The organism is Cellulomonas jepli (assembly GCF_047229345.1).
Lineage (GTDB): Bacteria > Actinomycetota > Actinomycetes > Actinomycetales > Cellulomonadaceae > Cellulomonas_A.
The window spans coordinates 1-21,459 of record NZ_JBFTER010000089.1 but is presented as its reverse complement, the minus strand read 5'-3'; the positions used below and the strand labels follow the sequence as shown (position 1 = coordinate 21,459).

The window sequence follows — 21,459 nt, the reverse complement described above, 5'->3', positions numbered from 1 at the left end:
GGACCCGGCGGACCGGGCCCGCTCGCGCTCGGCCTCGACGGCGCGGGCCGAGGTGGCCGACGCGACGCGCTCGAAGACCGCCGGCACGGGCGCGGAGGGCGCCGGGGCCGGGGTCGCGGTGGGCGCGCCGGTCTGCGCGGTGAACGCGGAGGTGGCGGTGGGCGCGGCGGTGGCTGCGGCGGCGGCCGGGCGCAGCACGGCGCTGAAGACGTCAGGCAACGTACTCGTCCTCGCCGTCGCGCCGGATCACGATCTGGCCGCTCTCCTCGAGCCGGCGGATCGACTGCACGATCTGCGCGCGCGCGTCCTCGACCTGCGACAGGCGCACCGGGCCGAGCAGCTCGATCTCCTCCACGAGGTTCTCGCGCGCCCGTTCCGAGAGGTTGCGCAGGATCTTGTCGCGGACCTCGGTCGAGACGCCCTTGAGTGCGATCGACAGCTCCGAGGTCTCGACCGAGCGCAGCACGAGCTGCATCGCGCGGTCCTCGAGCAGCACGATGTCGCCGAAGACGAACATCCGGCTGCGCACCTCGTCGGCGAGCGCCTCGTCGCGGGACATCAGGCCCTCGAGGATGAGCTTCTCGGTCGTCGGGTCGGCGCGGTTGATGATCTCGACGAGCGGCTGGACGCCGCCGATCGCGGACATCTCCGTGGGCGTGAGGACCGTCGAGGCCTTGCGCTGCAGGTTCTCGGCGATGACCTTGACGACGTCCGGCGAGGCGCGCTCCATGAGCGCGATGCGGTGCGCGACGTCGCCCTGGAGCTCGCCCGGCAGGCCCGCGAGGATCGCCGAGGCGTGCTCGGGGCGCAGGTGCGCGAGCACGAGCGCGACGGCCTGCGGGTGCTCGTTGCTGATCAGCGAGAGGACCTGGCGCGCGTCCGCGTTCTGCAGGAACTCGAACGGCTGGCCGGCCATCGTCGTCTGGAGCCGCGCGAGCATGCCCGCGGCGAGCTCCGTGCCGAGCGAGGACTCGAGCAGCGCCTGCGCGTACGCCATGCCGCCGCCGACCCCGGGGCCCACGACCGACACGTCGTAGAACTCCTCGAGGACCTCGTCGGCCTGGCCCTGCTCGACGCGCTCGAGCCGCATGATCTCGGCCGTGAGGGCCTCGATCTCCGGGGTGTCGAGCTCCGCCATGACGCGGGCGGCACGGTCCCGGCCGAGCTGCAGGAGCAGCATCGCGGCCTTCTGCGTGCCCGTGAGGGTCGCGGCCATCAGCGGCGACCGCTTCCGGACGTGGAGAGCCAGCCGCGCAGCAGGTCGGCCACCTCGGCCGGCTGCTCGTCGGCGAGCGCGGAGATCTCGGCGCGCTTGACGGCGAGCGCGTCGGGCAGCTCGGGCACCGTGTCCGCGGCGGGCAGCGCCGGGACGCCGTCGCCGGCGCCCTCGATGCCGAGCGGGTCGACCTCGCGGATCGGCAGGAGCTCGCCGATGTCGAGCGACTCGCGGCGGCTGCGGCGCGACCGGCGGGCCGCGGCGACGACGAGCGCGAGGACGACGAGCAGCACGACCCCGGCGATGACGGCCTGGCGGATCAGCGACTCCTGCTGCTCCTTCTCGGCGAGCCGGTCGGCGGCGGCGAGCGCCTCCTGCGCGGTCTCGGCGGCGCTCGTGTCGAAGAGCATCTGCTGCACGGCGATGGTGTCGCCCCGCACGGTGTCGATGCCCGCGGCGGCGCTCAGCGTCGCGGTGAGCGCGGCGATGTCCATCGCGGCGGTCGCCTCGGCGTCGACCACGACGGCGAGCGACTGGCGCTTGACGCTGCCCGGCGCGGTCGTCGTCTGCTCGGTGACCTTGTCGATCGCGTTGGTGACGTCCTCGCTGGTCGAGGAGTAGGTGCCGTTGCCGGCGGCGTCCCCGTTCGGGACGGCGATGTTGTCCGGACCGAGCACGCCGGTCGCGTTGCCGCCGCCGGTGCCCGTGTACTCCTCGGTCGTCGTCGACGACGCGAGGGGCGGGGTGTCGGGCTGGGCGGTGAACGACTCGCTCGTGCGCTGCGTCTGGTCGTAGTCGAGCTCGGCGGTCATCGTCACGGCCGACTTGCCCGCACCGACGACCTGGTCGAGCAGCGCCTGCACGGCACCCTTGACGCGGGCCTCGTACTCGCCGGTCTGCTGACCGGACATGCCGCCCGTCGGGTTCGCGCCGACCGTCGAGAGGACCTTGCCGGCCGCGTCGATCACGGCGACGTCGGTCGTCTTCATGCCCTCGATGCCCGCGGACACGAGGTGGACGATCGCCTGCACCTGGTCGCCCGAGAGGTCGACCCCCGTCTTCGTGCGGATGAACACCGACGCGGTCGGGTCGGCCTTCTCGGAGACGAAGACGCTGTCCTGCGGCAGCGCGAGCTTGACGGTCGCGGCCTCGACGCCCTGCATCGCACCGATCGTCTTGGCGAGCTCGCCCTCGAGCGCCCGCTGGTAGGTGACCTCCTGCTGGAACTCCGAGGACGTCATGCCCATGTCGTCGAGCAGCGAATAGCCGCCGCCGTCCGCGTTCGCGGGCAGGCCCGCCGCGGCGAGCTTGAGGCGCATGTTGTAGAGCGAGTCGGCCGGCACGAGGACGGTGCCGCCGCCGTCGGTGAGCTCGTAGGCGACGCCCTCGGCGTCGAGCTGATCGACCACGGCCGAGGCGTCGGTCGACGACAGGCCCGTGAACAGGGGGCTGAGGCTCGGCTTGGCGGCCCAGCTGCTGAGCGCGACGGCCCCGAGCACGAGGACCGCGAGGCCGATGAGCGCGAGCGTGCGCTGCGCGAGCGAGAACTGCTTGACGGCCGCGGTGAGCTTGCCCAGCGCGCCGGTGAGCTGCGCGGGCATCAGGCCTGCATCCGCATGATCTCGGTGAACGCCTCGACGGCCTTGTTGCGCACCGCGGCGGTCAGCTCGAGCGCGAGCTTCGACTCGGCGGCGGCGATCGTGTAGTCGTGCACGTCGTCGAGGTCACCGGTGACGGCCTTGACCGAGAGCTCGTTGCTCGTCGACTGCAGCTGCTGGAGGTTCTCGATCGACCCGAGCGCGGCGGCGAAGCCCGCTCCCCCGTCGGTCGAGGCGGAGGCGTCGACACCCGTGGCGCCCGTGGGGCCGGAGAGGTAGCCGGTCGCGGCGACGGGCGAGACGCCGGCGGAGATGCCGGAGATCGCGGGGATGCTCATCAGGAACGTCCGATCTGGAGAGCGGCCTCGTAGGTGGCCTTGGCACGGTCGACCACGGCGGCGTTGGCCTGGTAGCCGCGCTGCGCCATGATCAGCTGGGACATCTGGGACGACATGTCGATGTCGGGGTAGCGCACGTAGCCGCCCTCGTCGGCGAGCGGGTGGTCCGGCTCGTAGACCATGCGGCCCTCGGCGTCGCCGAGCTCGATGCCCGCGACCTGCACGCCGCCGCCGTTCGCGGTGGGGATCTCGCTCGCGACGACGTACTTGGCCTGGTAGGCCGCCTCGTTCGACGAGCGGACGGTGGACACGTTCGCGAGGTTGTCGCTGACCGCGTCGAGCCACTTGCGGTACACGGTCAGGCCGCTGCCGGCCACGCCGATCGCCCCGAAGATCGTCATCAGCTCGTCCTCATCGCGACGCGCACGCTCGAGAAGGTGCCGTCGACCGCCTGGGTCGCGAGCTGGTAGCGCAGGTTGGTGTCGACGTTCAGCAGCGTCTCGGCGTCGAGGTTGACGTTGTTGCCGTCCTCGCGGGTCGGCTCGAGCGACCGGGCGACGTTCGCGGCCGTGGCGTCCTTCGACCCGGTCCCGACGGCGCGGCTCAGCTCGGCCTCGAACTGCACGCGCTTGGCCTGGTAGCCGGGGGTCTGGATGTTCGCGACGTTCTCCGCGATGGTGCGCTGCCGCAGCGCGAGGCCGTCGAGCGCGCTGTTGAGCGCGACGTAGCCGACGGAGTCGAACATGCCCATGCGAGGTACACCTCACCGACGATGGTGCTGAGGTCGGCCGATCCGTGGCCTGCTGGGTGAGCGATCCGTGCTCACGCCTCCCATCGGGTTCCACCCGGGTGACCTGAGACCTTTTCCCCGGGCGGGCCGGGCTTCACCCCCTGCTCACCCGGACGGTCGAACCGCTTCGATCGCACATGTCCGGAGGTGTCCGGTGCTCGCGTCGAGCGGGGCCGGGGACGACGACGCGCGCCGGAGCTCGGTGCTCCGGTGCGCGGGCGGGGTGCGGGGCGCTCAGCCCTGGGTGTCGAGGTACACCGGCACGGCCGGCGGGCGTTCCCGCATCGCGTCGACGGCGACGAGGTGGCGGCGGCTCAGCAGGGCGGCCTCGGCGGTGCGCCGGGCGACGTCGAGCTGGCGGTCGAGCAGCGCCTGCGCGCGCTCGACGAGGGGCGCGGGCAGCGGCCCGAGCCCGGTGGGCGGGACCCACGGCTGCGTGCGCAGCTCGACGGGGCCGGCGTGGTCGGCGCGCAGCAGCGCCTCGGCCTGCTCGACGTCGAGCTCGAGCTCGGTCAGCGCGTGCGACCAGGCCGCCTCCCAGGCGGGAGCCGTCACGGCGTGCAGGCCCGGGTGCAGCCCCGAGGGGCCGGCGATCCCCCGGTCAGCCGACACCGAGGACACCGAGCCCGGTGCTGGCGCCCGTCTCGGCGCCGAAGCGCTGGGTCGGCACGACGGGGGACGCCGGTGCGGTCGCGAGCGACGCCGCGGCCTCGTGCCACGCGTCGCGCAGCGGGGCGATGATCTCGCGGCACGCGGCAGCCTTCTCGGCGCTGCCCGTCATCGACGCCTCAATCAGCTCGGAGAGCAGGAACGTGTAGAGCGACATGAGGCCGGGGCCGCCGTCCCACGCGTCCACGTCGAGGCTCGACATCAGCTCGGCGAGGATGTCCTGCGCGTGCGTGAGCTGCTGGGTCGCCTCGACCCTGTCCCCCGCCTGCAGCGCCTTCTCGGCGCGCTCGACGTCGAGCACCATGCGGTCGTACAGCATCGTGAGCAGGCGCGAGGGCCCGACCGTCGCGACGGTGTCGGCGAGGTACCGGGAGCGGACGTCGTACATGGCGGGGTCCTTCGGTGGGTCGGAGGCGGGACGCGGTCGGGGGCCGGGCGGGTCAGCCGTAGGTCGGGAGCGACGCGAGCTGGCCCGCGAGCCACGACGACTGCGACTTCAGGCCCGAGAGGCTGACCTCGAGGGCGGAGTACGTGGTCTGCAGGCCGGCCCGGCGCGAGGCGAGGCGGATGTCCCAGTTGGCGATCTGGTCGCCGAGGTCCTTGACCATGCCCTGCTGGCTCGTGATCTTGAGCGTGAGGCTGCCGTCGACCTTGTCCGAGGCCCGGGTGGCGACGTCGGCGACGCGCTGGGCGATGCCCGCGACGACCTTCTGGACCTTCGCCGGGTCGGCCGCCATCGCGGCGGTGAACTTGGCCTCGTCGAACGTGAACGTGCCGTCCCGGCCGACCACGATGCCGACCTCGGCGGGTGACGTGCCGTCGACCGGGTAGGACGCGGCGGTCTGGAGCTGCTGGTTGAGTCCGCGGACCGCGGAGTCGCCGCTGAACAGGCCGCCGGTCACGACCGTGCGGCCGTCGTCGCCGGTCTTCGTGGTCGTCGCGCTGCGGGACGTGACCTCGGACAGGACGACGCCGAGCGCGCCCACCAGGCCCGAGGCGAGCTTCTTGATCGCGGCGTCGTCGCGCGCGACGGTCAGCGTGACCGGGGCGTCGTCGGCCTTGGGCAGCGCCGACACCGTGAAGCTCACGCCGTCGAGCACGTCGGAGAACGTGTTGGACGTCGAGGTGACCGTCTTCTTCAGGCTGTCGTTCTGCGGCCAGAGCGTGACCTGGGCGTCGCTCGCCGTCTTGAGGTTGCCGAGCGCGACCTTGGGGGTGGTGTCCGTGATGTCGGCGGCCGCGCCGGCGTACACGTCGAACGCCTCGTTCGCGCCGGTGCCGGTCCCCGAGAGCTGCAGGCGGTAGTCCGCGCCGACCTTGACCGCGACAGCCTTGACCCCGGCGGCGGACGAGCCGTTGATCGCCGTGACGACGTCCTCGAGCTTCCCGCTGACCGGCGTGATCGTGGTCGCGGTGCCGTCCTTCTGCTTGATCGTGAACGTCGGCGGCGTCCCCGGGAACACGGCCGCCGGGTTCGCGACGTCGAGCAGCGACACCTGGTTGCTCGCGAGCGCGTCGACGCGGAAGCTGATCTCGGACGGGAGCGCGGCCGACGTGGTCGTCGCGGTCACGCTCGTCGCGGACGACGTGGCCTTGTACGCCTGCCACGACGCGGGCTTTGTCGCCGTCGTCGCGGCCTCCGCGAGCGAGGCGACCTTGGTGTTGAGGGTCTGCAGGGCGGTCACGAACGTCGTCGTGCTCGTCTGCTTGGTCTTGAGGAGCGACTGCGGGATCGCCTCGGCCTGCATGAGCTGGTTGATCAGGTCGGTCGTGTTCAGACCGCTGATCATCCCGTCGATGCCCATCGACACCATGAGGTCCCCGTCCCTTGCTGCTGTTCTGTGGCGGCTGCGCGCGCCGGCTGGTGCTGGATGCGCGACCGGCGGCGGGCGGACGGTTCGTCCACCCACCGCCGGTCGTGTGGTGCTGGTGCGGGCTGCGCGGAGGATCACCCCGCGGGATCAGCCCTCAGGTCACCGCAGGAGCGAGAGCACGCCCTGGGGGATCTGGTTGGCCTGCGCGAGCATCGACGTGCCGGCCTGCGAGAGGATCTGGGCCCGCGTGAACGAGACCATCTCCGACGCCATGTCGGTGTCGCGGATGCGGCTCTCCGACGCGGACAGGTTCTCGACCGAGACGTTGATGTTCTTGACCGTGTGCTCGAAGCGGTTCTGGAGCGCACCGAGGTTGGCGCGAGCCGTGGAGACCGACTCGATCTTCTCGTCGATCTTGGTGATCGACGCCTGCGCGGCGGTGGCGGACGAGAAGTCCAGACCAGCCGTCGTGTTGGCGACGACCGTGCCGTTGTCGACACCGGCGCCCGGGTCGGTCGCGGCACCGACGGAACCACCGTTGAGCGCCTTGATCGAGACGCCCGTCGCGGCACCGTTCGCGTCCTTGATGACGTCGACGCTGAAGTTCGCGGCGAAGTTCGTGTCACCGGCGAGCGCGTCGGCGAAGCCCTGGACCGTGGTCGGCGCCGTGGCGAGCGAGACGACGACGTCGGACGTGACGCCCGAGCCGTTGTCGACCGAGAAGGTGTAGTCGCCGGCCGCGAGCGTGGCCGAGTCGACGTCGAACGTGGTGCCGCCGGTCGCGAGCGCACCGGTGGTGAGGTCCTCCGCGATCGCCTTGATGTTGGCGCCCGACAGGTCGACCGTGATCTGGCTGTTGGCGTCGCCGTCCGCGCCGACCTGGAACTGCAGCTTGCCCGAGCCGCCGCCGGCGGTGCCGTCGAGAAGCTTCGTGCCGTTGAAGTTCGTGGACTTGGCGATGCGGTCGAGCTCCGACACGAGCTGCGTGGCCTCGGCGTCGATGTTCTCGCGCGCCTTGGTGTTGTTCGAGTCGTTACCGGCCTGGACGGCCAGGTCACGCACACGCTGCAGGATCGCGTGCGTCTCGGTCAGGGCGCCCTCAGCCGTCTGCACGACCGAGATGCCGTCCTGCGCGTTGCGAGCAGCAACCTTCAGGCCGCCGACCTGCGAGCGCAGGCCCTCGGAGATCGCGAGACCGGCCGCGTCGTCCGCCGCACGGTTGATGCGGAAGCCCGACGAGAGCTTCTCGAGCGACTTGGAGAGGTCGTTCTGGGTGTTGCTGAGGTTGCGGTACGAGTTAACGGCCGCGATGTTCTGGTTGATCGAGAGACCCATGATGGAACTCCTCCTTGATTCGGGTCGAGATGCTGGCCGTCCATGGCCACACCGTGCTCATCGGGGGGGACCCCCGGGTGATGAGGACTTCGGAAAGAAAGATCCCCCGTTCACCCTCTCGGCCTACCGGCCGGGTGAACGGGGGATCTCGTCGTGCAGGTCAGAGCCGTGACAACCGCAGACCTGCGGGTCGTACGGGCGGGTCAGGAAGCCGTGCTGAGCGAGCGCTGCTCGGCGACGACGCTGGGGCGCTGCGTCGGGACGGACGGGCTGAGCGCGACGCCGGCGGCCGAGGCCCCCATGGCGGCACGCGCGGCGACCGCGGCGAAGTAGCCCTGGCGGCGACGCTCGGCGACGCCGTCCGGACGCTCGGCGGCCGGCACCAGGTCGGGGTCGAGGCTCGCGTTGAGCCCGTCGCGCAGCAGGCCGAGGGCCTCGGTGCGCAGCTGGCTGATGCGGGACTGGGTGACGCCCAGCTCCTCGGCGAGCTCGGAGACGGGGCGGTCGTGGAAGAAGAGCTGCTCGACCACGATGCGCAGGCGCTCGGGGAGCGTCGCGACGCCGGCCTTGAGGTAGCGCAGGCGCTCGTCGGCGAGGAGCGCCTCCTCGGGGCCGGGCGACTTGTCGCTCACGAGCTCCGCGATCGGGTTGACCGTGGAGTCGATGCTGAGCACGCGGCGCTCGGCGTCCTGGCGGGCCTGGTCGACGCTCGCGACGTCGGTGCCGAGCGCGGAGGCGAGCTCCTCGCGGTTCGGGGTGCGCCCGAGCGTCGCGGTGAGGCGCTCGCTCGTGCTGGCGAGCTCACGGGCACGGTGGCGTGCGCCGCGCGTCGCCCAGTCCATGGAGCGCAGCTCGTCGAGCAGCGCGCCGCGGATCCGCAGGGCGGCGTAGCGGGCGAAGGGAACGCCGGTGGTCGGGTCGTAGGCCCGGGCGGCGAGGACGAGCGCGAGGTGCCCGGCGGAGGCCAGGTCGTCGCGGCTGACGGTCGGGGGGACGCGCATGAGGACCTCGGAGACCTGGTAGCCGACGAGGGCCAGGTTCGCGACGACGAGCTCGTCCGTGGGGTGTCCAGTGGTTGTCACCTCACGTATTTCGGGGTCCTGGGGCCCGGGCTTGAGCCCGTGTGAGCGCTCATATCGAGGCTCTGAGGCAACCGTCGAGAACGAATCGGACGATGTGGGTGAGCGAATCGCCCATCCCCACCCATAGGTTTCCGGCTGCGCCATCCGGGTGTGACGCAGATCACAGCGCAGCAACCCTCAAGGACCCGGGTGAGGCTTCTGACCTGGACGGACGTCCAGCACCGCCCCGTACGACATGCCCGTGAACGTCCGGTTCGGCGGAGCCGGCCGGCCTCGCGCGCGCCCGCGAGAAGCAAGGACGGGCGCCCGCGCGCGGTTCACCCGGAACCGGACCGCCGCGTCCGACGCGGTCCACGAGAGATCGCGCCGGAATCGTCAGCATCCGCGCGGGGCGGCCGATAGAGGGGCCAGAACCACCCGAACCCCTGCGCCACGAGCGCCCGAGAGACGAGAGAGGAGGCCCGCCCCCGTGGCCCTTGCACGACTGTCCGACGTCCTGTGGAAGGAACGGCACCTCCTGGAGCTCCTGCTCTTCAAGCTCGAGGAGGAGCAGCTCGTCCTCACGAGCGGACGCACCCGGTGGCTCGGTCACGCGACCCGCGAGGTCGAGACCGTGCTCGAGCAGATCCGCGACGCGGAGCTCGGCCGCTCGGTCGAGGCCGACGAGGTCGCCGCCCTGCTCGGCATGGAACCCGGCGCGAGCCTCCTCGAGATCTCCCAGCACGCACCCCCGCCGTGGGACGAGCTGCTGCGCGCGCACCGCGACGCGTTCGTCACCCTGACCGCCGAGATCGGCCAGCTCGCCGACGGCAACCGCGAGCTCCTCGCGATGTCGCACCGCGCGACCCAGGAGACCCTCATGACGATGCAGGACACCGTCCAGACCTACGACGTGCAGGGCATGGCCAGCACTCCTCACGACCGCAGCGCCCAGCTGCTCGACCGGTCGTTCTGAAAGGGATCCCGTGAGCACCTTCTCCGGACTCGGCACCGCGCTGAGCTCGCTCATCGCCCAGCGTCAGGCCCTCGACGTCTCGGGCCAGAACGTGGCGAACGCCAACACCGTCGGCTACACGCGTCAGCGCGCCGCGATGTCGGCGCTGCCCGCGGCCAACGTCGCCTCGATGTTCTCGACCTCCGACGGCGTCGGGCTCGGCGTCAACGTCACGGGCGTCACGCGCCTCGGTGACGCGTTCCTCGACGCCCGCGTGCGCACCGAGACCGCCGGCGCCTCCTACCTCGCCGCGCAGTCGGCCGCGTACTCCCAGCTCGAGAAGAGCGTCGGCGAGCCCGCGACGACCGGGCTGGCCAAGCAGCTGACGAACCTCTGGGGCGCGTTCGGCGACGTCTCGAACACCCCCGACAAGGACTCCGCCCGCGCCGTGCTGCTCGAGACCGCGCAGGCCGTCGTCGACCGCGTCGCGTCGCTGTACGACTCCGCCGAGTCGCAGTGGTCCCACGCGCGGACCACGACCGTCGGGCTCGTCGACCAGGTCAACACGACCGCCGCGAACGTCGCCGACCTGAACTCGCGCATCCTCGCGATCACCAACTCCGGCGCGGCCGCGAACGAGCTGCTCGACCAGCGCGACCAGCTCGTCGTCCAGCTGTCCGGGCTCGTCGGCGCGACGACCCGCACGCGCCCCGACGGCCAGCTCGACGTCTACGTCGCCGGCAACACGCTCGTCGACGGCGCGAAGGCCAAGGCGCTCGAGGTCACGGGCGCGACGACGTTCGCGCAGGCCACCGGCGGTGCCGCGGTCACGGTCGGCTGGGCCGGCAAGCCCGGCCTGTCCGTCGGGCTCGACGGCGGACGCGTCGCGGGCCTGCTGTCCGTCACCGCTCCCCCGGGGACCCCGGCCGGCTCGGGCGGCATGCTCACCGAGGCCGCGGCGTCGTACGACGCGCTCGCGACCCAGCTCGCGACCCAGGTCAACGCCCTGCACGCGACGGCGACCCGGGCCGACGGCACGACCGCCGGCGGCGCGTTCTTCGCGTTCGACGCCGGGAAGCCGGCGGCCCTCGGCCTGCGCGTCGCGATCACCGACCCGAGCCACGTCGCGGTGGGCAACCCCGCGAAGGGCCCGCTCGACGGCTCCGTCGGCGACGCGCTCGCCAAGCTCGGCACCGCGAAGGACGGCCCCGACGCCGCCTGGAGCTCGACGGTCGTGAGCCTCGGGGTCAAGACCGCCAGCGCCGCGTCCCGCGCGAACGTCGCCGAGGCCTCCCGGGCCGCCGCGGCGTCGCAGCAGCTCGCCCAGGCGAGCGTCGACACCGACGAGGAAGCCGTGAACATGCTCGCCTACCAGCGCGCGTACGAGGGGGCCGCCCGGGTCCTCACCGCCATCGACGAGATGCTCGACACACTCATCAACCGCACCGGCGTGGTCGGGAGGTAGCACGTGATCAACCGCGTGACGCACCAGACGGTCCAGCGCTCGACGCTCGGGAACCTGCAGCAGAACCTGTCGAAGATGGCAGACCTGCAGGCCAAGATGTCGAGCGGCAAGAACATCAACCTGCCCTCGGACGACCCGGCCGGGGCGTCCGACATGCTCCGGCTGCGGGGCGAGCAGCGCGCCCAGACCCAGTTCGCGCGCAACGCGGACGACGGCAACGGCTGGCTCACCACGGTCGACTCGGCGCTCACGTCGTCGCTGGCGACGATGCGTCGGGCCCGCGACCTCGTGGTCCAGGGCGGCAACGGCGGGCTCGGCGCCACGTCGCGCGAGGCCCTCGCCGCGGAGGTCGACGGGCTGCGCGCGGCGCTGCTCGAGCAGGCCAACACGAGCTACCTCGGCCGCAGCGTCTTCGCCGGCACGTCCGGCGCCGGCGTCGCGTTCACGGACGACTACGCGTTCACCGGCACCCCCGGGTCGAGCGTCGAGCGGCGCGTCGCGGAGAACACCACGGTCCGCGTCGACGCCGACGGGGCCGCCGTCTACGGCGAGGGTGCCGACTCGGTGTTCGCGCTCCTCGAGACGGTGTCCGCGACCCTGCGCTCGGGCGGCGACGTCACGACGCACCTGACCGCGATGGACTCGCGGTTCGAGTCGATGCTGACCCAGGTCTCCGGCGTCGGCGCCCGCCAGAACCGGGTGCAGGACGCGCAGAGCACGCTGCTGGAGACCCAGCAGTCCACGAAGGCCCAGCTGTCCGCGATCGAGGACGTCGACCTCGCGGGCATCATCCTCGAGCTCCAGATGCAGGAGGTCGCCTACCAGGGCGCCCTCGGAGCGGCCGGCAAGGTCCTGCAGCCGACCCTGATGGAGTTCCTGCGATGAGCCAGACCACCGTCGTGACCGACCACGAGACGCACCCGTTCACCGGCGTGCGCGTGCCCACCACGCTGCACCTGCGCGAGCCCCTGCCGGGCCTGCCGGGGCACACCCGGTTCGAGGTCACGTCGCTCGACGACATCGGCGTCCTGCACGCGATCCGCTCGGTCCCCGCGCCCGGCGTGCAGCCCGTGCGCCTGTTCGTCGTCGTGCCGCAGCCGTTCTTCCCCGACTACGCCCCCGCGGTGTCCGCCGAGGCGGTCGCCGCGGTCGGTGCCCCGGCGGAGCGCCTCGTGCTGCTCGTCGTCGTGCACCCCGCGGACGGCCCCCACCCGGCCACCGCCAACCTGCTGGCCCCGCTCGTCGTCGACCCCGTCACGGGCGCCGCCGTCCAGAGCGTCGTCGACGAGGACTGGCCCCTGCGCGCCCCGCTCGCCTGAGTCGCCCGATCGGCCCCTCACCGGGTCCGGTCGCCTGCCGATAGGCGGGGCGACACACCTCTCTCGATCCAGGAGACCCGTCCATGAGCGTGATCGACGACCCGGGCACACCCACGCGCGTGAGCGAGATCAGCGTGCTGCGGCAGCCCGTGGTCTACGTGGACCGGTCCGTGTACGGCTACGCGGTGCGCGTCGCCGCGCTCGACCCCGCGGGCGAGGCGGTCCCGGAGCACGAGATCGCCGGCTTCGCCGACGCCGAGTACGCCCGCCTCGACCTGCCGCGCCTCGCCGGCGACCGGGTCGTCTTCCTGCGCGCGACACCCCGGCTGCTGGCCGGCGAGGTCCGGCTCACCCCGCCGCCGTCGGGCGTCGTGCTCGAGGTCACGCCCGAGCTGACGCACCTCGCCGACATCACGGGGCTCGTCGCCGCAGCGCGCGAGCGTGGCCTCGGCATCGCGCTGGCCGACTACACCGGCACGGTGCCGCAGGACGCCCTCCTCGCGCAGGCCGACTTCGTGAAGATCGACGTCGGGCGCGGCTACGACCGGCTCGCCATGCTCGTCGCCCGGGCGCAGGCCGCCGGGGTCCTCGTCATCGCCGAGCGCGCCGACACGCGCGAGCGCATCAAGGCCGGGCTCGACCTCGGCGTCGAGATGCTCCAGGGCCCGATGTTCCAGCGCGACCCCGAGACCGTCGGCCGCAGCTTCACCGCGGGCGAGCTCCAGTGCCTCGAGCTGCTCCAGCTCCTCACGCAGAACCACATCGACCAGGCTGCGGTCGTCCGCACCGTCGGGTCCGACCCCGAGCTCGTCATGCGCGTCCTGCACCTGGTCAACGCGAGCACGTTCGCGCTGCGCCGCAAGGTCGACTCGGTGCACCAGGCCGTCGTGCTCGTCGGGCCGCACCAGCTCTCCGCGGTCGCGATGGCGTCGCTGATCGACGCGCAGCCGACCACCATCGGCCCGCTCTGGTCCATCCTCACCCGGGCGCTCTCGTGCCGGGCCGTGACGGGGGCCGACGCCGCGTACACCGTCGGGCTCCTGTCGGCCGTCGCCGCGCACCAGCGCATCGCGGTCGACGACCTCGTCGAGCGCACCGGCGTCTCCGCCGACGTGGCCGACGCGCTGCGCAGCTTCTCCGGCCCGTACGGTCCCGCGCTCGCCGCGGTGCTCGCTCTGGAGGAGAACGACATCGAGGGTGTCCGGGCCACCGGCCTCGAGCCGTACGACGTCGCGCAGGCGTGCCTCGCGGTCGTCCCCGAGGCGCTCGCGACCGCCACGGCGCTCGCGGTCGCCGCACCGGCCTGATCCAGCCGACCGGCCTGCCCCGGCTCCGCCTGCGACGGCCGCACCGTGCTGGCGCAGGCCGGGACCGTCGCACCGCAGGGCGGCGACCGTCGTGCCGCAGAGCAGGGACGACGCCCGCGCTCGACCCCGTAACCTGGGGCCCGTGCCCTCGCTGCTCGAGCTCGTGCTCCACCCCGACCGTCGCAAGCCCGCGCCCGAGCCCGTCCCGGTGAGCCTCGCGCCGGCGTTCGTCGTCGGCAGCGCGACGTGGCTCGTCGCGCTCACGGTCATGGTGCTGTGGCCGGGCGTCGAGGTGACGTCCACGGTCATCGCGACGTGCTGCGTGGGGGTCGTGCTCGGCGGCCTCGGGCTGCTCTGGGCCCGGCGCCAGCACTAGCGGCGCCCCTCCGGGCCGGCGGGCACATCCGACCGGCCGGGGTCCCACGAGCGCTTCGCACGCCGGAGCGTGCGGCCTTGCTCGCCCCTCAGGGCGCGGGGTCCGCCGCCTGCTCGACCGCGATCTCCTCCGCGCGACGCGGCTCGGTCAGCACGATCTCGACCGCGTGCCGGTCCGTCCACCGCCCGGCCGCCTGCGCCAGCCCGCGCGCCAGCGCCGCGAGCTGCGTCGCGTGCACGACCGCGTCCGGGCCGGAGCCCTCGACCCACCAGTCCACGGGCACCCCGTCGACGCGCAGCTCGTCGTGCTCGACCCACGTCGCCGGCGCATCCCGGAGCAGGCGCAGCACCGCCGCGGGGGTCGGGACGACCTCACCGCCGGCGCCGGCCTCGTCGCCGGCGCCGGCCGCGCGCGCACCGTCCGGACCGTCGTCCACCACGCCGTCCGCGAGGTCCGACGCGAGCGGCAGCCCGAGCAGCGCCGCGAGGGCCGCGGCGGGTGACCGCCCGTCGGTGACGTCGCCGGCCTCGGCGCCGGAGGCCGGAACCGGGGAGGTCGGGGCCGGGGCCGGGACCGGGGCCGGGGCCGGGACGAGCGCCGCCAGGTCGGTGCGCTGCCACCACATCGGGGAGTCGGCCACGGCGGCGTCGTCGGCGTGGACGACCGCGACGCGCGTCGGCCCGACGAGCGCCGGGACGAGCTCGACCTCGTCCCCCGGCCCTGCACCGGTGCCGGCACCCGACGGCCCACCGGCGAGCGCCGCCCACGTGCGCCAGAGCCCCGCCGCGACCGGGAGGTCGACCGGAGATCCCGCGGCCCCGAGCCCGTCGAGCACGTGCCGCCACGCACCGGGGTCGAGGCCGTCGAGCGACCCGACACCGCCGAGCGCGCGCTGGAACTCGGGGTCGACGCCGGCGAGCACGTCCGGCGCGTCGGGCAGCAGCCGGGTCAGGGCGTCGTCGCGCGCGCCGCCGACCGCGAACGGGCGGCCGAGCCCGAGGTCCGCGCGCTCGCGCAGCCACCACGCGGTGTACGAGGGGGCGCTGCCGGCCGTGGCGCCCTCGGCCCGCACCGGGTCGAGCAGCGCGCCGCGCAGGTCCGGGCGCTCCGCGAGCCGCGCCAGCACCGCGGGCCACTGCCCGGGCCCGACGGCGTCGAGGTCCGCCACGGCGCGGACGTCCGGCACGTACGCCCCCGCGCCGAACATCTCCGCGAGCTCCTCGGCGTAGTCCTCCCAGGCGTCGAGCGACCCGGTGGCCAGCGCGTCGGCGTCCGACGACCCGAGGTCGACCGCCCCGGCGACGACGTCTCCGACGTGCACGACGACGAGGTCCTCGCGCACCCCGGCGGCGACGAGCACGCCCGTGCCCCAGCGCTCGACGAGCTCCGCCTGCACGGGTGCGAGCACGCGGTCGTCGAGCAGCGCGGCGGCCGTCGAGCCGGGGACGACGAGCCCGTGCGCCGGGGTCGGCTCGCCGTCCGCCGCGGGGAGCGTGAGGAGCCCGAGCCAGGGGGCCACGGCGGCGAGCGGCCCGGGCTCCGCCGACGCCCCGCTGCGCCCGGCGACGGCGGCGGAGACGAGCGCGAGGACCGCGTCGGTGACGTCGCTCGCGAGCGCGAGGTCGTCGTCGTCGGCCTGGTCGAGGACCGCCTGCCGCACGGCCGGGTGCGCGAGGAGGCCCGCGGCGTCGGGGGTCGTCGCGCCGAGCCGGGCGAGCAGCGGGTGCTCGGCGTCCGGGTGCACCACGCGCAGCCCCCACCGGCCCAGCACCCCGAGCGCGTCGACGACGTCGGTGCTGCGCCCGGCGTCGTCGAGCAGCACGAGGCCGCGCGCACCGCGGACGACCCGTCCGTCGGCGAGCGGCACGGGCAGCGCCCCGAGCGCCTCGCGCGTCGCCGGGTCCTGCGCCGCCCCGTCGAGCGCCGCGTACAGGGCGCGCCACTCCCCCGGCTCCGCGCCGCGGACGGCGGGCAGCTCCTCGACGACGTCCGCGAGCGGGCGGAGCTCGACACCGAGCGTGCGCGCCGCCGCCTCGCCGCCCGGGCGCAGCAGCACGAGGCCGCGGGCGTGCGCGGCGAGCGCGTGCACCGCCGTGGGGTCCCGGCCGACCTCGCCCTCGACCGCGACGGCACGCCCGGGCTCGACGAGCTGGGCACGGGCCCCGTCGAGCCCGTCGCCGTCGGCCTCGTCGCGCCCCCGGTCGACGCCCGCGTCCCCACCCTCGGGGACCGCGGCGCCCGTGGCGCCCGAGGCCAGCAGCGGCGTGCGCGTGAGCCGCTCGACGACGAGCCGGCGGAGCGTGCCGTCGAGCGCCCCGCCCGGCAGCCCGGTCGGGACGAGCACGAGCGGGTCGTCGCCGCGCTCCGCCGCGCCGGACGCGAGCACCGCGTAGACGTGGGCCGCGTGCGCGAGCACGGCGTCCGTGAGCGGGCCGGGTGCGACGTGGCGGCGCGACGGGTCGAGCGGGAGCGTCGCGACCAGCAGCGCGGGCAGCGTGCACGGCTCGTCGGTCGGCGTCGGGGCGTGCACGACCGGCGTCCAGGTCACCGAGCCGGACGCCTGCCCGACCGTGCCGACCTCGCCGAGCGGGCCGAGCGGGCCGACCTCGCCGAGCGGGCCGAGCGGCCGTGCCGCGTCCGGACGTGCCGTGGCGCGCGGGACCGCCCACGTCACGCGCCACCCTCGCGCGGTGCGCTCCTCGACCGGGCGGTCCACTAGCAGCGCGAGGTCGAGCTCCCCGTGCGCCGACGCGACGTGCCAGCGCTCGTGCAGGTCGGCGACCCGGCGCACGGGACGCGGGGCCGCGTCGTCCTCGACGAGGACCTCGACCAGCCCGGGCAGCGCCAGCAGGAGCGGGTCTCCCACGGCGGCGAGCAGCGCGCGCACCTCGTCGGCTGCGACCTCGTCCCGCAGCTCGAGCACGACGGCGGTGTCGTAGCCCGTCGGCGGGGACCCCTCGGCGGGGAGCGGGAGCCGCAGCGCGGGCAGCGAGCCGTCGCGGCGCCGGACCTCGTCGGCGAGCGCGGGCACGTCCGCCGAGGCCTCCGCGAGCAAGCTCACGGTGTCCGCGAGCGAGAACCGCACACCCCCGGTGGTCGAGAGCACCGAGACCTCGTCGGCGACCGCCCGCACCGCGGCGAACCCCACCCCGAACCGCCCGACGACCGCCGGTCCCCGCCCGAACGGCTGCGCCGGCGCGACGTAGCCCTCACGCTTCGCCGACGCACGCATCGACGCGAGCGACGCGACGCCGGCCTCGTCGAGGGGTGTGCCCGTGTTGGCGGCGATGAGCACCGAACCCTCGGGGGTCGACGCGAGGCGCAGCAGGAGCCGCCCGGGCACCCCCGCGCGCGTCGCCGCGTCGGCCGCGTTCTGGGCCAGCTCGACGAGCACGCGGTCGCGGTAGTACCCGCGGGCGTGGTCCTCCTCGGTGTTCGCGTCCTCGCGCAGCCGCGCGGGCGACGCACGCCACGCCTCCAGCACGGCCGCGCGCAGCGCAGCGGTGCCGAAGGCGTCCGGGCTCACGGTTCGGGGCTCGGCTCGACCGTCTCGGTGGCGGGCTCGGCGGGCACGTCCGCGGGCGTGGCCGTCTCGTCCGCGGGTGCGGTCGTCTCGTCCGCGGGCGTGGCCGTCTCGTCCGCGGGCGTGGCCGGCTCGTCCGCGGGCGTGGCCGTCTCGACCGCGGGTGCGGTCGTCTCGTCCGCGGGCGTGGCCGTCTCGTCCGCCGGGTCGCCCGGCTCCGGGTCCGCCTCCGAGCCGAGCTCCGCGAGCTCCTCGCCCGCGAGCGGGTCGGCCTCCGGCTCGACGCCCGCCTGCGCCGCCCCGGCCGGCTCGACGCCGGCGGGATTCACGTCGTCCACCCGGTCGGCTGCGGCGTCGGGTCCCGCGTCGAGCACCGCGTCCCCCGCCTCGACCGGGACGACCTCCGGCACGTCGTCCGCAGCAGCGGCGCCCGCAGCAGCGGCGTCGACGGCCTCGCCGGCCGTCGCAGTCGCCGCCTCCGCGTCGGCCGCGTCCGTCTCGGCGGTGGCGGCAGGGGCGAGCTGCACGACCTCGACGTCGTGCTCGTCGAGGTGGTGGTCGGGTGCGGGCCACTCGCTCGGCTGCGGCTCGACGTCGGTCTCGGAGTGCGCGCCGCAGCCGTGGTCGAGGCTCACGACGGTGCCGTCGTCGGGCGACCACGCGTTGGTGCACACACCGAAGACGGTGCCGAGGGAGCCCTGGAGCGGCACGAGGAAGCCGCAGCTGCCGCACGCGGCGGCGGACGCGAGGGACCCGGGCGACGTGGGGCCGTGCGGCCCGGCGTACCAGCGGTTCGCGGCCTCGTCGCGACCGTCGGCCGACAGGACGCGGGCCCGCGCGAGCGCGAGCTCCTCGATCGCGACGGAGTCGAGCTCCTCGTCACCGGTGGGCGTCCAGCCGGGCTCGAGGCGCGGGTCGTCGGCGCGGAACGGCAGGACGTCGCCGGGGCCGATGTCCCCCGGGCGCAGCCGGTCGGACCACGGCAGCCACTCGGGCGCGAGGATCGCGTCGTCGCCGGGCAGCAGCACGGCCTCGCACACCGTCGCGGTGCGCGAGCGGGCCACCCGGGCGAGCGTCACGGTCCAGACCCAGCCGCGGTAGCCGCGCGCGGTGCACGCGAAGCGGTGCGAGACGAGCCGCTCGCCGTCGACGACGTGGCCGAGGTGCTCGCCGACGTCGCCCGGCTGCTCGGCGAGCTCGACGGCGGCCTGGCGCGCGAGCTCGACGGCCGAGCCGAGCACGGCGTCCTTCGTGGCGGCGGCCATGTCAGCCCTCGAGGTTGTCGGCGACGGCACGCAGCAGCGACGCGTACTTCTCGCCGGCGGCCTTGTCGGGGTAACGGCCGCGGCGCAGGTCGTTGCCGACCTTGTCGAGCACCTTGATGAGGTCCTCGACGATGACGGCCATGTCGTCGGCGGGCTTGCGCGTGGCCTTGACGACCGACGGCACCGGGTCGAGGAACTTGACGGACAGCGCCTGCGGGCCGCGTCGCCCGTCGGCCACGCCGAAGTCGACCTTGGTGCCGGGCTTGGGCGCCGTGACCCCTGCGGGCAGCGCGGAGGCGTGCAGGAACACCTCGTCGCCCGCGTCGCTGGCGATGAAGCCGAACCCGCGCTCGGTGTCGAACCACTTGACCTTGCCGGTGGGCACTGCAACCCCTGAGGTGTCGATGGATGTCGTAACGCTCAAGGTTACCTGCCCGTGATGTGCGCGCGGCACCGGCGACCCGAGCCCGCGCCGCGCACGGGAGGGGCTCAGGCGTCCCAGCCCTCCGGGCGCTCGACCGGGGAGAACACCGTCGAGAGCAGCGCCCGGGCCTCCTTCACCGCCGTGAGGTAGGCGTGCGAGACGTCGAGCGCCGTGAAGGGCGCCCCGATCGCGGGCGTCGCGTCGACGTCGACCGCCTTGAGGTACGCGTCGAGCACGTCGCACGCCCCGAGGGCCTCGGCGCTCGGGCGGGCCCGGTGCAGCGCCGGGTCGAGCTCGCTCACGGGCACCCGGAGCAGCTCGGAGACGATGCGCACGAGCTCCTCGGTGGACGCCTCGAGCGGCGCGCCGGGCGCGAGGAGCTCGGCGGCGCGCGTGCGGGCCAGCGAGCGCAGCGGCAGCTCGTCGTCGTGGTGCCCGGCGGTCACGAGGATCTCGAGGATCAGCAGGGCGCGGAACCGCTCGCGCCCGAGCAGCACGAGCGCCTGGTGCAGGTTGCGGACCGGGCGGCCCGCGCCCGCCGCGGAGTTCACGACGCGCAGGACCTTGAGCGCGATCGACGGGTCCGCCGCGGTGAGCCGCGCGACGACGCGGAACGAGACCTGCGGGTCCCCGAGGCGGATGAGCAGGCGGCCCGCGACGAGCGCGTGGTGCGCGAGCGCCGGCCGTGTCAGGACGACGGGACGGCGGAAGAAGTAGCCCTGGAACAGGTCGAAGCCCGCGGCGTGCGCGGCCTCGAGGTCCGCCTCGGTCTCGACGCGCTCGGCGATGAGCGTCACGTCGGGCCACTGCTCGCGGAGCTCGGCCGCGAACTCGGCGAGCCCGTCGCCGAGGTCCTCGATGTCGACCTTGACGTAGTCGCTCAGCTCGAGCAGCGGCGCGCGGTGGTCGCCGGGGACGTAGTCGTCGAGCGCGATCGCGAAGCCCTGCTCGCGCAGCGACCGGACGCCCGCGAGGACCTCCTCGTCGGCCGGGACGCGCTCGAGCACCTCGAGCACCACGCGGTCCGGGTCGAGCGCGACGGGCAGCGAGCCGACGACGAACGCGCGCGGGACGTTGACGAAGAGGAGGCCGTCGCCGGCGACGTCGCTCACGCCGAACTCGCCGAGGGTCGCCGAGATGACGGTCGCGGTCGCCTCGTCGTCGTCGATGCCGGGGCGCACGCCCGAGACGGTGCTGCTCGCGGTCGGCCGGAACAGGAGCTCGTGGCCCACCGGCCGCCCGACGAGGTCGTGGATGCCCTGCCGAGCGATGCAGACCTCGTGCGTGCGGCGCGGGTCGACCCGGACCGGCGCCTGCGTCATCCCTGGACTCCTGCACGTGGACTGCGCGCCGACGGCCGGCGCGTCCGGCGACGTCGGCCGGTCCCCCTGTCCATCGGCGCGTGCGCGGGCGGCTTGAGGACGTGGCGCGGCCGGATGTGGCGCGCACGTATCGTGGAGCGGATGGCCACGTTCAGTGCGTACCTGCGCTCGCGGAGCGACGAGGAGCTCGTCGCGCTGCTGCTGCGCCGCCCCGACCTGGCCACCCCGTCACCCTCGACGCTGTCCTCGCTGGCCGCGCGCGCCACGAGCCGCAGCAGCCTGGAACGGGCGCTGGCCGGGGTCGACGCCGCGGTACTGCAGGTCGTCGAGGCCGTCGCGGCGCTGCACGGCTTGGCGGACCCGGTGACGACGCAGGACGTGCTGCGCGCGCTCGGCGCGACCGACCCCGGGGACGAGGCGCTCGTGCGCGACGCCCTCGACCGGTCACGCGAGCTGCTGCTCGTGCGTCCCGACGTGCCGGACGCGGCGGACGAGCGCGCCCCGGGCTCGCGGGTGCCCGCGGGTGAGGACGAGGTCGGGGCCGCTCCGGGGGGCCCGGTCGCCGACGACGCACCCCTCGTCCCCGCTCCCGGGCTCGCGGAGCTGTTCGGCGCCTACCCGGCGGGCCTCGCCCGGGCGTCGGACGCCGCCGGGACCGCCGACGCCGGTCACTTATACACAA

The 21,459-nt window shown here is 74.4% G+C and carries 21 protein-coding genes and 1 pseudogene; 7 read left to right on the top strand and 15 right to left on the bottom strand.

Annotation, left to right across the window (positions count from 1 at the left end):
• From AB6N24_RS17700 to AB6N24_RS17650, 11 genes are all read right to left on the bottom strand, one after another.
• The coding region (locus tag AB6N24_RS17700) for a hypothetical protein (RefSeq protein ID WP_412870704.1) at positions 1-219 on the bottom strand (219 nt) is incomplete at its 3' end.
• A complete protein-coding gene (fliG, locus tag AB6N24_RS17695; protein ID WP_412870703.1) occupies positions 212-1,216 on the bottom strand; it encodes a flagellar motor switch protein FliG in 1,005 nt (334 codons plus the stop codon). The genes AB6N24_RS17700 and fliG, both read right to left, overlap by 8 nt.
• Positions 1,216-2,817 (bottom strand): flagellar basal-body MS-ring/collar protein FliF, encoded by a 1,602-nt coding sequence (fliF, locus tag AB6N24_RS17690; RefSeq protein WP_412870702.1) that lies wholly within the window; start codon positions 2,815-2,817, stop codon positions 1,216-1,218. The genes fliG and fliF overlap by 1 nt, the downstream gene beginning before the upstream one ends.
• The gene (gene fliE / locus AB6N24_RS17685) at positions 2,817-3,152 is read right to left on the bottom strand and encodes a flagellar hook-basal body complex protein FliE (protein ID WP_412870701.1); all 336 of its coding nucleotides are present in this window, start codon (positions 3,150-3,152) and stop codon (positions 2,817-2,819) included. Before fliE ends, fliF begins: the two co-directional genes overlap by 1 nt.
• Positions 3,152-3,553, bottom strand: coding sequence for a flagellar basal body rod protein FlgC (flgC, locus tag AB6N24_RS17680; RefSeq protein ID WP_412870700.1), 402 nt, complete (start codon positions 3,551-3,553; stop codon positions 3,152-3,154). The genes fliE and flgC overlap by 1 nt, the downstream gene beginning before the upstream one ends.
• Positions 3,553-3,897, bottom strand: a complete 345-nt coding sequence (locus AB6N24_RS17675) for a flagellar basal body rod protein FlgB (protein ID WP_412870705.1) — start codon at positions 3,895-3,897, stop codon at positions 3,553-3,555. Before AB6N24_RS17675 ends, flgC begins: the two co-directional genes overlap by 1 nt.
• Before the next feature lie 279 nt (positions 3,898-4,176).
• Positions 4,177-4,554, bottom strand: coding sequence for a hypothetical protein (locus AB6N24_RS17670; RefSeq protein WP_412870699.1), 378 nt, complete (start codon positions 4,552-4,554; stop codon positions 4,177-4,179).
• The gene (locus AB6N24_RS17665; protein WP_412870698.1) at positions 4,544-4,999 is read right to left on the bottom strand and encodes a flagellar export chaperone FliS; all 456 of its coding nucleotides are present in this window, start codon (positions 4,997-4,999) and stop codon (positions 4,544-4,546) included. The genes AB6N24_RS17670 and AB6N24_RS17665 overlap by 11 nt, the downstream gene beginning before the upstream one ends.
• Positions 5,000-5,051: 52 nt before the next feature.
• The gene (gene fliD / locus AB6N24_RS17660; protein WP_412870697.1) at positions 5,052-6,425 is read right to left on the bottom strand and encodes a flagellar filament capping protein FliD; all 1,374 of its coding nucleotides are present in this window, start codon (positions 6,423-6,425) and stop codon (positions 5,052-5,054) included.
• A 159-nt stretch (positions 6,426-6,584) separates the two neighbouring features.
• The gene (locus AB6N24_RS17655; protein ID WP_412870696.1) at positions 6,585-7,760 is read right to left on the bottom strand and encodes a flagellin N-terminal helical domain-containing protein; all 1,176 of its coding nucleotides are present in this window, start codon (positions 7,758-7,760) and stop codon (positions 6,585-6,587) included.
• 203 nt (positions 7,761-7,963) lie between these two features.
• A complete protein-coding gene (locus AB6N24_RS17650; protein WP_412870695.1) occupies positions 7,964-8,842 on the bottom strand; it encodes a sigma-70 family RNA polymerase sigma factor in 879 nt (292 codons plus the stop codon).
• Between the two features lie 469 nt (positions 8,843-9,311).
• Between AB6N24_RS17650 and flgN the strand changes: the two genes are divergently transcribed.
• The 6 genes from flgN (at position 9,312) to AB6N24_RS17620 (ending at position 14,243) form a co-directional block, all read left to right on the top strand.
• On the top strand, positions 9,312-9,797 hold the full coding sequence (flgN, locus tag AB6N24_RS17645; protein WP_034633462.1) for a flagellar export chaperone FlgN: 486 nt from the start codon (positions 9,312-9,314) through the stop codon (positions 9,795-9,797).
• 10 nt (positions 9,798-9,807) lie between these two features.
• Complete coding sequence (gene flgK, locus AB6N24_RS17640; RefSeq protein ID WP_412870694.1) at positions 9,808-11,241, top strand: flagellar hook-associated protein FlgK; 1,434 nt, start codon at positions 9,808-9,810, stop codon at positions 11,239-11,241.
• Between the two features lie 15 nt (positions 11,242-11,256).
• Positions 11,257-12,126: a flagellar hook-associated protein FlgL gene (gene flgL, locus AB6N24_RS17635; RefSeq protein WP_412870693.1), complete on the top strand. Its 870-nt coding sequence runs from the start codon at positions 11,257-11,259 to the stop codon at positions 12,124-12,126.
• Complete coding sequence (locus AB6N24_RS17630; RefSeq protein ID WP_412870692.1) at positions 12,123-12,560, top strand: flagellar assembly protein FliW; 438 nt, start codon at positions 12,123-12,125, stop codon at positions 12,558-12,560. Before flgL ends, AB6N24_RS17630 begins: the two co-directional genes overlap by 4 nt.
• Positions 12,561-12,643: 83 nt before the next feature.
• Complete coding sequence (locus tag AB6N24_RS17625) at positions 12,644-13,867, top strand: EAL and HDOD domain-containing protein (protein ID WP_412870691.1); 1,224 nt, start codon at positions 12,644-12,646, stop codon at positions 13,865-13,867.
• Between the two features lie 142 nt (positions 13,868-14,009).
• The gene (locus AB6N24_RS17620; protein ID WP_412870690.1) at positions 14,010-14,243 is read left to right on the top strand and encodes a DUF2530 domain-containing protein; all 234 of its coding nucleotides are present in this window, start codon (positions 14,010-14,012) and stop codon (positions 14,241-14,243) included.
• 88 nt (positions 14,244-14,331) lie between these two features.
• Here the strand turns inward: AB6N24_RS17620 and AB6N24_RS17615 are convergent, their stop codons facing one another.
• From AB6N24_RS17615 to AB6N24_RS17600, 4 genes are all read right to left on the bottom strand, one after another.
• Entirely contained in the window at positions 14,332-17,769 is a 3,438-nt protein-coding gene (locus AB6N24_RS17615) for a sacsin N-terminal ATP-binding-like domain-containing protein (protein WP_412870689.1), read from the bottom strand.
• Positions 17,766-19,031 (bottom strand): DUF3027 domain-containing protein, encoded by a 1,266-nt coding sequence (locus AB6N24_RS17610; protein WP_412870688.1) that lies wholly within the window; start codon positions 19,029-19,031, stop codon positions 17,766-17,768. The genes AB6N24_RS17615 and AB6N24_RS17610 overlap by 4 nt, the downstream gene beginning before the upstream one ends.
• Before the next feature lies 1 nt (position 19,032).
• On the bottom strand, positions 19,033-19,416 hold the full coding sequence (locus tag AB6N24_RS17605; RefSeq protein ID WP_258724232.1) for a cold-shock protein: 384 nt from the start codon (positions 19,414-19,416) through the stop codon (positions 19,033-19,035).
• A gap of 104 nt (positions 19,417-19,520) precedes the next feature.
• Positions 19,521-20,777, bottom strand: a complete 1,257-nt coding sequence (locus AB6N24_RS17600; RefSeq protein ID WP_412870687.1) for an EAL and HDOD domain-containing protein — start codon at positions 20,775-20,777, stop codon at positions 19,521-19,523.
• 141 nt (positions 20,778-20,918) lie between these two features.
• Here AB6N24_RS17600 and AB6N24_RS17595 point away from each other — a divergent pair.
• Positions 20,919-21,459, top strand: a pseudogene (locus AB6N24_RS17595) (helicase-associated domain-containing protein); the annotation flags it as partial.